Here is a 14,661-nt window from a genome sequence, read left to right as displayed (position 1 = left end):
GCTCGAGACAGACAAAGGGTTCGCCGGACTGGCGAAACAGCATCAGCCATCCCGGCTGCGCGCTGAGAGTTACGCGCATTTGCGGATGCAAGATGGTAGCCTGCCCGCCCCAGCCGGAATAGCAGATATTAAGCCACTCGTCATCGCCGTAGCTCCCCGCGTTAAAGTCCGCTTGCGGCGGCAGGTGGTTTTGCCACACCAGCGGCAGGTGCTGCGGGCCCTCGGGCCAGTAGCCGCTGGCGCAGAACTGCAGGCGGCTTTGCGGCGTAAAGTGGAAAAAGGGATGCAAACCGCCGCCGTAGAGCATCGGAGTTTCACCGAGGTGCTGCAGCGTAACAGCGATCTCCAGCACCGGACCGTTCAGGCGATAATCCAGCGTCGCCAGATAGTCAAAGCCGCAGGCGTGACGACGGCGAAGCTGCAGCGTGCAGCACTGGTCACTCAGCCCGGTGACGTCCCACTCCGCCAGCCAGCCGTCGCCGTGCAGAAAAAACTGCGCGTCGGCGCGGCTGTCCGGCAGCAGTACTACCTGCCCGCTCAGCCAGAAGCGGTTTCCCGCAACCCGGTTTGCCAGCGGCAGCATCGGAAATAGTCCGCAGTCACCGGGCGTCTTCCCCTCGCCCGGGCGCAAAACAGGCACCGCAAACGGCAGGGATTCGAGGCTTAGCAGCGCCCCGCCGAGCGGTGAAATACGCATCCTGAGATGCGTATTTTCTAGCGAGATAGCCGCAGCCATCAGCGTTCCCGACCGGGCTGCGCTGCGCCCGGCACGGACTGATAGCGGGCAGCAAGCTGCTCTTCGAGCGCCTCCAGAGTTACGCCTTTGGTTTCCGGTACGCTGCGCTGGATGAACAACCATCCGGCTGCGCAGATAATACCGTACAGCAGGAAGCTACCCGCCGCGCCGAGGCTGGCATTAAGCAGCGGGAAGGTATACGTCAACAGGAAGCAGGCCACCCACAGCGCCAGCGTACCCAGCGACATCGCCAGACCGCGCACCCGGTTGGGGAATATTTCAGACAGCAGCACCCAGGTGACCGGCGCCAGCGTCAGGGCATAGACCGCAATGGCCGCCAGTACCAGCAGAAGCACCGGCCAGCCCATCAGCCCCATGCCGTAGGCGCCAGCAATCAGAATATAGATAAGCGTCAGTCCGCCAGCCCCGAGCAGCATCAGACGGCGGCGTCCGAGCTTGTCCACCAGCGGCAGCGCGGCGATGGTAAAGACCAGATTAATGATGCCGGTGGCGACGATGGATTTCAGGGTATCGTTAATATCAAACCCGGCGGAGGCGAAGATTTCCTGAGCGTAGTTAAAGATAACGTTAATCCCGCACCACTGCTGAAAAACCGCCAGCACCATTCCGATAATCACTACCGGCTTAACCTGCGGCTGCAGCAGGGTGGAAAATGCGACCTTCTGCTCATCTTTCGCCAGCGTTCTGGCAATATCGTTTATGGTGCGGGCGGCGTATTCCGGAGAACCAATCCGTTCCAGCATCTGGCGAGCGCGCGCCTCTTTACCGACCTTCATCAGCCACCGCGGTGATTCAGGTACCACAAACAGCAGTAGCAAAAAGGCCAGCGCCGGAACCATGCCGGAGCCAAACATCCAGCGCCAGCCCATCTGTCCGTTCCAGCTCTCTATAATTGTCTGCTGGGTGGCGCCCGGTGCGACCGGCTCGGCAATCAGCAGATTAATAAGCTGTGCGGCCAGCACGCCAATCACGATAGTGAGCTGATTGACGGCCACGAAACGTCCGCGCTTTTCCGCCGGACTGACTTCAGCGATATAGAGCGGGCTGAGCGCGGAGGCAAGACCGATACCTATACCGCCAACGATGCGGTACAGCACAAAGATATCGAAGCTGTTTGCCAGCGCCGTGCCCAGCGCGGAAAGCGTGAACAGGATGGCAGACAGGATCAGCGGTAGCCTGCGGCCAAATCGATCCGCGCACCAGCCGGAGATCAGCGCTCCAAACACGCAGCCCACCAGCGCGGAACTCATCGCCCAGCCGGACTGCGCCGGATCGGTAATATTGAACCAGGCTTCGTAGAACGGTTTTGCGCCGCCAATCACGACCCAGTCATAGCCAAACAGCAGACCGCCGCAGGCGGCCACCAGGCAAATGGTCCAGATGTAGCCCATTTTTAATTCTGTATTATGCATTCGGGTTTCCTCTTACGGGAAAGCGTAGGGTACAGCGGCCCGGCAAACATCGGGCCAGCCAGTCAGTTCAATAGTCCGGCGGCAAGCACGTGATGCAGCAGCTGCGCCTTATCGTGGGACGGATCCAGAGCCAGCAGCGTGTTAAGTGCGGCGACGCCGCGCTCGTGATTGCCAAGACCCAGGCAGCCCAGCGCCTTAATAAACAGGCAGTGCTGCTGATGCTGGCGCAGCGGATTGCCGTCCAGCGCCACCAGGTCCGGCAGTGACACGGCGAAAAAGTCTTTTTCCGGTACTTCATCTCCCCGCGCAGTGACCCATTCGGCAAAGCGCATAAAGTGCGTGGTAGCGGCGGCCTCATCCCCCAGCGCCTTCAGCGCCATGCCCTGCCAGAAGAGATAATCCACCGGCTGATCGTTGTAATAGCGCCCGGCATCCAGCACCGGGTCGCCATACGTCGCCCGGGTAAAGCAGCGCTGCGCCTGCGCCAGGTCACCTTCGCCCCGCGCACAGATCCCAAGCAAATACCAAAGATCGTTATCGGTCTGCCCCGGCAGGCGGCCTTCGCCAAGGTTATGCGGATAGTGAAGCGCATCAGTCAGAAGATCCGTCGCACGGCCGTACTCGCGGTTTTCAATAGCGGCCAGCGCCCGGTGCATCTGGTTAAGCAAATACTGCCCGGTTACCTTACCCTCACCGCCCTCCCACGGGTGGAATGTCCGGGTGTGCAGCACCTCAGAAGCTTCCTGCCAGCGGCCGCTGGCATTCCAGAGGCTGAGCAGTTCGGCAGTTAAATCATCACGCCGGAAAACGACGTCTTGTCGGCCTTCCAGCGCCGCCAAACGCTCGGCCACCGGACCGGCGTTCAGCTTCGCGAGGCAGTCAAGTTCAAACAAGAAGCGGGCATTATCGGGCTCCAGAGATACAGCTTTAGACAGATAGCGGCGGGCGGCACTAGCGTCGCCGGTCTTATTCCAGCTCCAGATCCCCAGTAACCGGTGGGCGGGCGCAAAATCAGGCTCGGCGGCAAGGGTCTTTTTCCAGCAGGCTACCGCATCGTCATAGCGCCGCTTGCTGTACCAGAAGCAGCCCAGCAGATAGCAGGCAAAGGCATCATCCTGCAGAGTTTGCAGCATCTGAATTTCATCAAGGGTGTTGGGGAAGCGAACCCGCAGGGAGAAGCTCGTCCGCGCCTCCTCCAGGAACCGCGCGCGGTTATCCTCCAGCGCGGCCCGCCACAGTGCCGGGATAGTCTCGCGGCTGTCAAGCAGTGCCAGCAGCTCGCGGGCCTGCTCGCGCTGGCCTAGCGACAGCAGCCATCCGGCCAGATAGCTGGCGTTGATGCCACGGCGACCGGTTACCGAACGCAGGGCGTCGCGGTCGGCGTCGCTGCGGCTGATTGCCCAGCGGGCATAGTGCAGCGGATAGCTGAGCGGCTGCGACGGCAGGCGCTGGTTAATCCAGGCCAGCGCCTCGTCGCGGCGTCCCAGCTGAGCCAGCGCCAGGGCTTTCAGGCCCATTGCCATATTATTGCCGCCATTAAACAGCAGGCTCTGCTCGACTTTCTCCAGCGCATCTGCGCAGTCGCCCTTTTTCATCGCCAGGCGCGCCAGCGCCCAGAAGGCTACGTCGCGGCAGTTACCGCTCCAGCTGGCTTTATAGTAGTTGTCCCAGGCTGCGGCATCGCTCCCCTGGCGCTCCAGCGCGGCGCCGAGCAGCATGCTTGCTTCGCCGTCGCGCGGGTTTTTGTTCAAAGCATGCGCCCGGCGCAGCGCCGCCTCTGCACACTGCCGCGCGCCCTGCCAGTCCGCCGCATTCAGCAATCTTGCACCCAGCGCTATGTTATTGCGGTAATCGCAAGGGTCGAGCTCCAGCGCCCGACGGTAATAGTCTTCAGCCTGGCGGCTGGCGTGATTGTAAAGCTCAAGGTGCTGGCCGATAAAGTAAAGCTCGTCGGCGTTATGAAGCTCCTGCGGCAGCGCGGGGGCTTTCGCCGCCGCCGGCAGCGGCGTTTCGCCGTCAACGTGCTCCAGATAGCGCAGCAGCTCGCAGCCGTCGGCGGCAGCGACGGTAAGCGTCAGGCGCTGCGGGAAATTGTCCGCCAGCGCCTGCTGCCAGAAGGTGCCGGGTTCAAGACTAATAACCGTTTCCCACAAAGGCTCGTCGCCGACGCTAAGCTGCACCAGGACATCCCTGAGCGGCGCAACTGCATAGACCCCGGCAACCAGCTGTCCGTCAATGCGTTCCAGCTTGATAGCTAGCGTGCTGCTGACATTGTGAACGCGCCCCAGCCCGCTGTAGGGCAGGAAATTCTGCACGAACCGCTTTTCTTCATAGGGCGCAAGCCAGGTAAAATCCGGCTGGTTATCAGTGAAGACGCCGGTCATCAGCTCAATATAAGGCCCGTTTTCATCGGTAAGATTCCGGTCCCATGCCTGGCCAAAATCGCCGTAGCCCCAGCTCCACTGTTTCTTACCCGGAGATATATGGTGATCGGCGACGTGTAGCAGGCCTCCCTGCTCGCCGTGATGATAGGCACCGACAAAATCGTAGTCTGACTTCTCTGCCATGTATGAGGTCGGTACCGGCACATTTTTATAACGTGAGATATCCACCCCCGCCGAGTAGTCCACTTTGTAATAGGTACCGTGGGCAATGGGGAACGCCGAGACTGCGCGCTTGCCGTGATCGAACACGGCGGTAACGTCCGGTGGAAAAATACTTTGATGATCGTCTCCCCCCTTCACCGCCGGGTTAGCCCACCATAAGAAGTGGCGCGGCGTGGCGTTGCCGTTAAAGACCTTTCCCGCAATCTCTACCAGCGCGCGGTCGGGATACAGGGTAAAACCGGCCATAATCTGCAGACCGCGCATGGGTTCGACTTCACCAAGCCATACGGTCTGTTCACCGTTTTCACCGGGCTGGATATTAACGTCCACCGGCATAAAGGTGGTCGGACGATGATGCTGAGGCCAGTTGAACTCAATACCGCCAGAGATCCACGGCCCGAGCAGCCCCACCAGCGCCGGTTTGACCACTTCGTTGTAGTAAACGAAATCACGCTGGTTAACTTTGTCGTACGCCCGATGGATGCGCCCGCCGAGCTCCGGAAGCAGCAGAATGCGGATGAAATCATTCTCCAGCCAGACGGCGCGGTAGTCGCGCATCTCTTTCTTACCGCTGAGCGTATCAATCACGCCATAGGGCCAGACGGCGCCGGACGATCCCTGATAAACGCGGTTCTCCAGAAACATGGGGTTGGGATCTTCATCGCCCGTCGTCCACGTGGGCAATGTGAGAGTTTCCTGCCATACCTTGACTGCACTGTACATCTGCCGCTCCACTCAATAAATTGAAGTAAAATGTGCTTTTCGCGCAGTCTATAGCGCAGTGGGAGCGTTAAAATGCGCAATGCTCACGCAATTTAGTTAAGGGAGTTAAGTAGATGGGTCGTTCAGGATGGAACAATAGCCGGGTCCGGCAGGCTAATAAGCAGATCTTTCTGGAGTATCTCTGGCGTGAAAAGCAGCTGAGCAAATCACGTCTGGCATCGCTTTCCGGGCTATCCATCCCGGCGGTGGGCAATATTCTTGAAGAGCTGCTGAGCGAGGGCAGCATCGTACATTCCGCGGAAAAGCTCAGCGCAAGGGGCCTCAACGGCGGCAGCTATCAGCTCCCCGGGAACGGCGCGTGGACGCTGTGCATGAACGTTACCCCCACGCGCCTTGAAAGCCAGCTGGCCGACAGCCGGCTGATGGCGGTGGGTGAGGCCAGGGAGGAGCGGATTTCGCTGCATGAACCGCTGGCGCTGATTGCCGCCATTGCCGCCCACTACCGTTACTACCGCCAGCGTTATCCGTCGCAGATCATTAACCTCGCTCTCGGGGTTCACGGTCAGGTCGATCCCGTCACCGGCGTGTCGCAAACGATGCCTCAGGCGCCGTGGGCATCGCCGCTGGAATTAAAATATCTGCTGGAAGAGCGGCTGGGTGTTCAGGTGAGAGTGGATAACGACTGCGTGATGCTGGCGCTGGCGGAGAAGTGGCAAAATCCGCAGGCGCTGGATAACTTCTGCGTAATAAATGTCGACTACGGCATCGGATCGTCATTCCTTCTTGATAATCAGATATGGCGCGGCAGCCTCTACGGCAGCGGGCAGATAGGCCACACTATCGTCGATCCGGACGGAACAGCGTGCGACTGTGGCCGCTACGGTTGTCTGGAAACCGTCGCCTCCCTGAGCGCGCTGAAAAAACAGGCCCGCGTCTGGCTCAAGTCGCAGCCGGGCAGCGACGCGTGCGATCCAAATAACCTGAGCACCGCGCAGCTCATTGCCGCCCGTGAACGAGGCGACAACCGAATTACCCTGTGGGTAGAAAATGCAGCGAGCGCCATTGGGTTAAGTCTGTACAACTTCCTGAATATTCTTAATATCAATCAGATATGGTTATATGGTCGCAGCTGCGCGTTTGGAGAGAGCTGGCGGCAGACCATTATTCAGCAGACCGGCTTTAACCCTTTCGATCGCGGCGACCGTCCGCAGGCAATGAATACGCAAATCAACTTCGGTACGCTGGATCGCTCCCGCCAGCTGCTTGGCATCGGATACCTGTATGTTGAAGCCCGCCTCGGGAACTAGTACCGACGTTGCCGGGCTCGATTCAGTTCACAATTATTAGTTTTATTCGCCTTACCCATCGCGTAATGGCTGGCGAGACTACGGGTTAGGCTCAGTGAATTGATAAAAAATTGCTGGCTTTATGTTAAATAAAAAATTTAATTAACAAGAAATATTGAAAAAGTACAGTCATATCGCACCATTATAAACATAAAAATAACCAATATTTAACATAAATTAAACATAAACGGATTGCGGTCACACTTCGCCTATTCTCTGTTCATTTCCTCTTTCCTTCGTTGCTAATCTCCGATCCGTAGCATGCCCCTGTCCCCACAAGAAGGTAGAACGATGAAATTCAAATACGCCCTGATTAGCGCAGCGATGATGTCGGCCTGCATGTTGTCCTCTGCCGCCGCCGCAGAGAAATATGAGATTGCCGTGGTGGCAAAAGTCACCGGCATTCCATGGTTTAACCGCATGGAGACCGGCGTCAGCGAAGCGGCGAAGAAGCTTGACGTTAACGCTTATCAGACCGGTCCCTCAACGCCGGACCCCGCTCAGCAGGTAAAGGTTATTGAGGATCTGATTGCCAAGAAGGTGAACGCCATCATCGTGGTGCCTAACGATGCCAAAGTGCTGGAACCCGTACTGAAAAAGGCGCGGGATAACGGCATCGTGGTGCTGACCCACGAGTCGCCGGATCAGCACATCGGCCAGTGGGATATTGAGACTATCGACAGCGAAAAATATGCTCAGGCCAACGTTGACGAGCTTGCCAGGGATATGGGCGGCAAAGGCGGCTACGCCATCTACGTGGGCTCCTTAACCGTGCCGCTGCACAACGCCTGGGCCGATGCCGCGGTGAAGTATCAAAAAGAGAAGTATCCGGAGATGTTTGAAGTTACGACCCGCCTGCCGGTAGCGGAGAGTATCGACAAGTCCTACGCCACTACCCTGGATCTAATGAAAACCTACCCGCAGATGAAGGGCATCATCGGCTTTGGCTCTCTCGGTCCGATTGGCGCCGGGCAGGCGGTGCAGAAGAAGCGTGCCAAGGATAAGCTTGCGGTGGTTGGCATTGCCATGCCGGCCCAGGCGGCGCCGTACCTGATGCGCGGCGATATTAAAAAAGCGCTGCTGTGGGATCCGAAAGATGCCGGCTACGCGCTGGTAACCGTTGCCGACCAGCTGCTGCAGGGCAAAGAAGTGACCAAAGATCTGGCTATCGACGGGTTAGGTAAAGCGGACGTCGATATGGATAAAAAAGTGATCCGCTTCAACAAGATTCTGGAAGTCACCAAAGATAACGCCCAGTCTCTCGGTTTTTGAGGCTCAGGCCCGCACACCCCATCTTCTGTATCCCCGAATAGTTCAGGCGCCCCGCGGGGCGCCAGCAGGAGTATTGTCGATGCCGGACACCACCGCATTTATCACCCTTGAGCAGATCAGCAAGCAGTTCCCGGGCGTGCTGGCGCTGGATAATGTGAACCTTACGCTCAACAAGGGCGAAGTTCACTGTCTGGCCGGACAAAACGGCTGCGGCAAGAGCACCATTATTAAAGTGATCTCCGGGGTCTACCAGCCGGAGAAAGGCGCGCAAATTCAGCTCGACGGCAAACTGTTCCACCACCTGACGCCGCAGCTCTCCTCCCATTACGGGATCCAGGTTATCTACCAGGATCTCTCGCTATTCCCTAACTTTAGCGTGGCGGAAAATATTGCGGTCAACCGCTACCTGCCCGGCGGCGATATCTGGGTGCGCCGCGGGGCGATGAAGCGCCAGGCGCTGGCGGCGATGCAGCGCATTGGCGTCACTATCGATCCCGATAAAAAAGTGGAGAAGCTGTCGATTGCCGACAGGCAGCTGGTCGCCATCTGCCGGGCGATCGCCGCCGACGCGCGGCTGGTCATCATGGATGAACCGACCGCTTCCCTGACCCGCCAGGAAGTCAACGGCCTGCTGAAAGTGGTTAACGAGCTGAAGGCCGCCGGCATCTGCGTGGTGTTCGTCAGCCACAGGCTGGATGAGGTCATGGAAGTCGCGGATCGGATCAGCGTAATGCGCGACGGCAAGCTGGTTGGCACCTGGCCCGCGCGGGATCTCGACAGCCACGAGCTGGCCTTCCTGATGACCGGGCAGCGCTTTCACTACAGCCCGCTGCCGGAAGAGCCCTCAGTCGATCAAGTGCCGATACTGGAACTCCGCAACCTCAGCCGCAAAGGCAAATACCAGGACATTAACCTTTCGCTGTGCGGCGGCGAGATAGTGTCGATCGTCGGCCTGCTGGGCGCCGGGCGCACGGAGCTGTGCCTGAGCCTGTTCGGCATGACGCATCCCGACAGCGGCGAAATGTGGATCGGCGGAAACCGCGTCAGCTTCAGGAACAATCACGATGCCATTAAGCACGGTATTGGCTATGTCTCGGAAGATCGCCTCACCCAGGGCCTCATCATGGAGCAATCCATCTATGACAATACGCTGGTGACGGTGTTTGACCAGCTGCACACCCGCAGCGGATTGCTCGACAGAGCGAAAGCAGACGCGCTGGTAGAGGGCCTGATCCGCGATCTGAATATCAAAGTCTCGGATCCGCAGCTGCCGGTTAAAACGCTCTCCGGCGGCAACGCCCAGCGCATTGCGATTGCCAAATGGGTCGCCACCCGCCCGCAGATCCTGATCCTCGACTCTCCGACCGTCGGCGTCGATATCGCCAATAAAGAGGGCATCTATCAGATCGCCCGAGATCTGGCCGAGCAGGGCATGGCGGTACTGATGATCTGCGACGAGATCCCGGAGGCCTACTACAACAGCCACCGGGTGCTGGTGATGCGCCGGGGCCGGCTGGTAGCGGAGTTCAACCCTCACCGCTGCACGGAAGAGGAGATTGCAAAGGTCGTGGAGGTCATCAATGAATAGCGGTTTCTCTCGCCTGCTCGGGCAACATGAATTTTGGCTCGGGCTGCTGATCGTCGTCCTGGCCGTTGGGCTTGGGATCAACACTGACGAATTTTTAACGCTGGGTAACCTGACCGATGTTGCCACCAGCTACGCGATCCTCGGCATCCTCGCCTGCGGCCTGTTCGTGGTGCTGATTTCCGGCGGCATCGATATCTCTTTTCCCGCCACCACCGCCATCGCCCAGTACGCGATGGCGAGCTGGGTTATCGCCCACGGAGGCAATTTTGCGCTGGCCCTGGGACTGGCGATTGTCGTCGGGCTGGCGCTGGGCATGATTAACGGGCTGCTGGTGTGGTGGCTGCGGGTTCCGGCAATCATCATTACTATCGCCACTCTCAACGTGTATTACGGCCTGCTGGTATATGCCACTAAAGGCACCTGGCTGTACGGCTTCCCGGACTGGTTTATGAACGGCATCAGCTGGTTCACATTCACCGCTGCCGACGGCTACGACTACGGTCTTACCCTGCCGCTACTGTGCCTTGCGGCGGTAATTATCGCCACCGCATTACTGATGAACTTTACCCGGCTGGGCCGGCAGATTTATGCCATGGGCGGCAACCGCGACGCGGCGTCGCGCCTGGGACTGAATCTGCTGAAGCTGCATTTTTGCGTGTACGGCTATATGGGCATTCTGGCCGGCGTCGCCGCGGTGGTGCAGGCGCAGATAACCCAGTCGGTGGCGCCTAACTCCCTGCTCGGTTTTGAATTAACGGTGCTGGCCGCCGTGGTGCTGGGCGGTACCAGCATGAGCGGCGGGCGCGGTACCTTAACCGGTACCCTGCTCGGCGTGACCCTGCTGGCCTTTTTACAAAATGGCATGACGCTGCTCGGGATTTCCTCGTACTGGCACCCGGTGTTCAGCGGCGCCATTATTCTGGTGAGCATCAGCGCGACGGCGTGGAATGAGAAACGCAAACTGGCGAAGGAGATTTAACATGAGAACCCTTGCGCGCGCCCTGCCCGGCGATGCCATTATCCGCCTGCAGTGCCTGATCATTGTCGCGGTAGCGGTGATTTTCTCCCTGCTGCTGGGCAGCCGCTTTCTGAGCATCGCCAACTTCCAGTCAATGGGATCGCAGCTGCCGGTGCTGGGTATGCTGGCGCTGGGCATGGGAATGACCATGCTTACCGGCGGCATTAATTTGTCGATTATTGCCGGGGCCAACGCCTGCTCGCTGGTGATGGCGGCCATTATCGTCAGCCACCCGGACAACCCGCTGTTCCTGGCGCTGGCGCTGCTGGCGGGTGCCGCGCTGGCGGTCGCTATAGGCACGTTAAACGGAATGCTAATTGCCTGGGTTGGAGTGTCGCCAATACTTGCCACCCTTGGCACCATGACCCTGCTTTCCGGGCTCAATGTTCTGCTCTCAAACGGCACGGTCATTTCCGGTTTTCCGGCGGCCATTCAGTATCTGGGCAACGCTTCGCTGGGCGGTATTCCGGTGGCGCTACTGCTGTTCGTGCTGGTGGCGATTTTACTGTGGGTGCTGCTGGAGCGCACCACTCTGGGCCGCAGCCTGTATCTGGTAGGCTCCAACGAACAGGCGACACGCTACAGCGGCGTTAATACTGCGCGGGTGCAGGTGGCGGTATATGTCATATCGGCCCTGCTGGGCTGGCTGGCGGCGATCCTGATGATGGCCAAGTTTAATTCAGCGAAGGCCGGCTACGGCGAATCCTATCTGCTGGTGACTATCCTGGCCTCGGTCCTGGGCGGCATTAACCCGGACGGCGGTTTTGGCCGCATCGTCGGGCTGGTGCTGGCGCTGATCGTCCTGCAGATGCTGGAGAGCGGCTTTAATCTGCTGGGGATCAGCAGCTACCTGACCATGGCCCTGTGGGGCGCGGTACTGATCCTCTTTATCGCATTACAGAATCGTAAAGCCTGATTTCGGGAGAATAATGATGGCGAGTTATTTTATTGGCGTGGATGTCGGCACCGGCAGCGCAAGAGCGGGCATTTTCGATTTGAACGGCAGGATGGTCGGCCAGGCCAGCCGGGCCATCGAGATTTACCGCCCGCAGGCGGATTTCGTGGAGCAGTCGTCGGACAATATCTGGCAGGCGGTGTGTAACGCGGTGCGCGATGCGATAAACCAGTCCGATATCAATCCTATTCAGGTGAAGGGGCTTGGCTTTGACGCCACCTGCTCGCTGGTGGTGCTGGATAAAGAGGGCAAGCCGCTGACGGTGAGCCCCACCGGGCGCGGCGAGCAGAACATCATTGTGTGGATGGATCATCGGGCCATTGCCCAGGCAGACAGGATCAACGCCCTGCACCACCGGGTGCTGGATTACGTAGGCGGCATTATCTCTCCGGAGATGCAGACGCCCAAGCTCTTGTGGCTCAAGCAGCACATGCCGAATACCTGGGCCAACGCCGGCTACTATTTCGATCTGCCCGATTTTCTGACCTGGCGCGCTACCGGCGACGATACCCGCTCGCTGTGCTCCACGGTGTGCAAGTGGACCTATATGGGACACGAAGACCGCTGGGACGCGAGCTATTTTCGCCAGATAGGGCTTGAGGATCTGCTGGAGCACGACGCGGAGAAGATTGGCCGCTACGTCAAAACCATGGGCGAGCCGCTCGGGCGCGGGCTGAGCCAGCGCGCGGCGTCAGAGATGGGACTTATTCCCGGCACCGCAGTCAGCGTGTCGATCATTGACGCCCATGCGGGCACGCTGGGCACGCTCGGCGCCTGCGGCGTTACCGGCGAAGTGGCGGATTTCGACCGCCGCATCGCGCTGATTGGCGGAACCTCAACCGGGCACATGGCTATCTCTGAAGAGGCGCGCTTTATTAGCGGCGTCTGGGGACCGTATTACTCCGCGGTGCTGCCGGGATACTGGCTTAATGAAGGCGGCCAGTCGGCCACCGGGGCGCTTATTGACCATATTATTCAGTCCCATCCCTGCTGCGAAACGCTGATGGCGCAGGCCAAAAGCCAGGGCAAAACCATCTACGAGGTGCTTAATGCGCTGCTGCGCAAAATGGCCGGCGAGCCTGAGAATATCGCTTTTTTAACTCAGGATATGCATATCCTCCCCTACTTCCACGGCAATCGCTCGCCCCGCGCCAATCCAACCCTGACCGGCGCTATCAGCGGCCTGAAGCTTTCCCGCACGCCGGAAGATATGGCGCTGCAGTATCTCGCCACCATCCAGGCTATCGCTCTGGGGACACGGCATATTATCGAAACCATGAATCAAAGCGGTTACGCCATTGATACGGTAATGGCCAGCGGCGGCGGTACTAAAAACCCGGTTTTTGTACAGGAGCACGCTAATGCTACCGGCTGCGCCATGCTGCTGCCGGAAGAGAGCGAGGCAATGCTTTTGGGCAGCGCGATGATGGGCACCGTGGCGGCCGACGTATTTGATACTTTTCCCGAAGCGATGTCGGCCATGAGCCGGATTGGCAAGACGGTGACGCCGCAGACCAACCGCATCAAGCAGTATTACGATCGCAAATACCGGGTGTTCCACGAGATGTATAACGATCATATGAAGTACCGCCAGCTGATGAAGGAGGATATATGAGCACCTCGTGGCAGCAGGCCAGCGCAACCTGGCAGCTCTACAGCCGGGCGCTGGCGGGGCTTAATAACCATCTCGACGAACAGCGCTGGCAGTTGCTGATGGCGGCGCTGCGCGGCTGTAAAGGCAAAATAGTGGTGACCGGCGTGGGCACCTCGGGCATTGCGGCGCGAAAAATCGCCCACATGCTGGCCTGCGTGGAGCGGCCCGCTATCTATCTGAGCGCCACCGATGCCGCCCACGGTGATTTGGGATTTTTACAGGCTGACGACCTGCTTATCATGATCTCACGCGGCGGCAACTCCGACGAGCTGACCCGTCTGCTGCCGGGGCTGGTGACCAGAGGCGTTTCGCTGCTGGCGGTCACCGAAAATCCCGACTCCGCTATCGCCCGCGCCGCATCGCTGGTTATCTCAACCGGCGTCAGGGAGGAGGCCGACCCGCTCAATATGCTGGCGACCACCTCAATTGTGCTGCTGCTGGCTATTTTTGACGCCGCCTGCGTCTGCCTGATGCAGGAGAGCGGTTATTCAAAAGAGACGCTGCTGGGAGTACATCCCGGCGGAGACGTAGGCTTAACCCTGCGCGGTCAGTAAGAACTTAATCATTTATTTTCACTGCAGCAGGCTGGCGAATGGCGAAAAGTAAAAGAGTGGCTTATTTTTGAACTGTTAACCCTTTACAAGGATACGTCATGAACGCTCTTCGCTATTTCGATTTCGGCGCTTCGCGCCCGCTGTTGCTGCTTGTCGCCCGTATCGGCGTCGTCGCGCTATTTCTTATCTTCGGTATTCCAAAAATGACCGGCTTTAGCGGTACGGTTGAGTATATGGCTTCAGTAGGCGCGCCAATGCCTGCCCTGGCCGCCGCTATCGCCGTGATTATGGAAGTCCCGGTTGCCATTCTGATTATTCTCGGCTTTTTTACTCGCCCGCTGGCGGTGATCTTTATTTTCTATACGCTCGGTACAGCAGTCATCGGCCACCACTACTGGAATATGGCCGCGGCTGATGTTCCGGCAAATATGATTAACTTCTATAAGAACATCAGTATCGCAGCCGCCTTTTTACTGCTGGCTATAGTTGGGCCGGGAGCGTGGTCGCTGGACAGACGTTAAAAAATCCGACGACAAGGTGTTTTGTATTATTGACGGGAATGTCTGCATTCCCGTCAGACTTTGGTTGATCTTCGTCAGGAAGATATTGCTGGCTCTGCTGAATATTTTCATCACTTGTTATTAATCATTCATGTTATTTAAAACCTTATAAAGAATCACAAAAGCCATAGAATTATCTGAAAATCCACGTTATCACTATGACTGCTCACTATCGATAAAGTAACATACGAAAAAGTATCTATATCAATGGAATGA

Annotated in this window: 11 protein-coding genes; 8 read left to right on the top strand and 3 right to left on the bottom strand. The window is 58.3% G+C overall.

The features are described from left to right. From QZ766_RS23025 to QZ766_RS23015, 3 genes are all read right to left on the bottom strand, one after another. The coding region (locus tag QZ766_RS23025; RefSeq protein ID WP_297207788.1) for an aldose 1-epimerase at nt 1-736 on the bottom strand (736 nt) is incomplete at its 3' end. After that, on the bottom strand, nt 736-2,169 hold the full coding sequence (locus QZ766_RS23020) for a sugar porter family MFS transporter (protein WP_297207787.1): 1,434 nt from the start codon (nt 2,167-2,169) through the stop codon (nt 736-738). The genes QZ766_RS23020 and QZ766_RS23025, both read right to left, overlap by 1 nt. Nucleotides 2,170-2,231: 62 nt before the next feature. After that, entirely contained in the window at nt 2,232-5,498 is a 3,267-nt protein-coding gene (locus tag QZ766_RS23015; protein ID WP_297207786.1) for a DUF5107 domain-containing protein, read from the bottom strand. Nucleotides 5,499-5,611: 113 nt separating this feature from the next. On the opposite strand from QZ766_RS23015, the gene QZ766_RS23010 reads away from it, so the two are divergent. From QZ766_RS23010 to QZ766_RS22975, 8 genes are all read left to right on the top strand, one after another. Further along, nucleotides 5,612-6,805 carry an ROK family protein gene (locus QZ766_RS23010; protein ID WP_297207784.1) on the top strand — a complete coding sequence of 398 codons (1,194 nt, stop codon included), beginning with the start codon at nt 5,612-5,614 and terminating at the stop codon, nt 6,803-6,805. 330 nt (nt 6,806-7,135) lie between these two features. Beyond that, nucleotides 7,136-8,116, top strand: coding sequence for an autoinducer 2 ABC transporter substrate-binding protein (locus tag QZ766_RS23005; protein ID WP_297207783.1), 981 nt, complete (start codon nt 7,136-7,138; stop codon nt 8,114-8,116). 79 nt (nt 8,117-8,195) lie between these two features. Continuing rightward, nucleotides 8,196-9,704, top strand: coding sequence for a sugar ABC transporter ATP-binding protein (locus QZ766_RS23000; protein ID WP_297207781.1), 1,509 nt, complete (start codon nt 8,196-8,198; stop codon nt 9,702-9,704). Beyond that, the gene (locus QZ766_RS22995; RefSeq protein WP_297207779.1) at nt 9,697-10,683 is read left to right on the top strand and encodes an ABC transporter permease; all 987 of its coding nucleotides are present in this window, start codon (nt 9,697-9,699) and stop codon (nt 10,681-10,683) included. Before QZ766_RS23000 ends, QZ766_RS22995 begins: the two co-directional genes overlap by 8 nt. A 1-nt stretch (nt 10,684) precedes the next feature. After that, nucleotides 10,685-11,638: an ABC transporter permease gene (locus tag QZ766_RS22990; protein ID WP_297207777.1), complete on the top strand. Its 954-nt coding sequence runs from the start codon at nt 10,685-10,687 to the stop codon at nt 11,636-11,638. Nucleotides 11,639-11,654: 16 nt separating this feature from the next. Then, nucleotides 11,655-13,292, top strand: a complete 1,638-nt coding sequence (locus QZ766_RS22985; RefSeq protein ID WP_297207795.1) for an FGGY-family carbohydrate kinase — start codon at nt 11,655-11,657, stop codon at nt 13,290-13,292. Then, nucleotides 13,289-13,885, top strand: coding sequence for an SIS domain-containing protein (locus QZ766_RS22980; protein WP_297207772.1), 597 nt, complete (start codon nt 13,289-13,291; stop codon nt 13,883-13,885). The genes QZ766_RS22985 and QZ766_RS22980 overlap by 4 nt, the downstream gene beginning before the upstream one ends. Nucleotides 13,886-13,983: 98 nt before the next feature. Next, entirely contained in the window at nt 13,984-14,406 is a 423-nt protein-coding gene (locus QZ766_RS22975; protein ID WP_297207769.1) for a DoxX family protein, read from the top strand. Nucleotides 14,407-14,661: the final 255 nt, after the last annotated feature.

This window comes from uncultured Pluralibacter sp. (assembly GCF_913775985.1).
Classification (GTDB): domain Bacteria; phylum Pseudomonadota; class Gammaproteobacteria; order Enterobacterales; family Enterobacteriaceae; genus Pluralibacter.
This window is presented reverse-complemented; position numbering and strand designations above follow the sequence as displayed.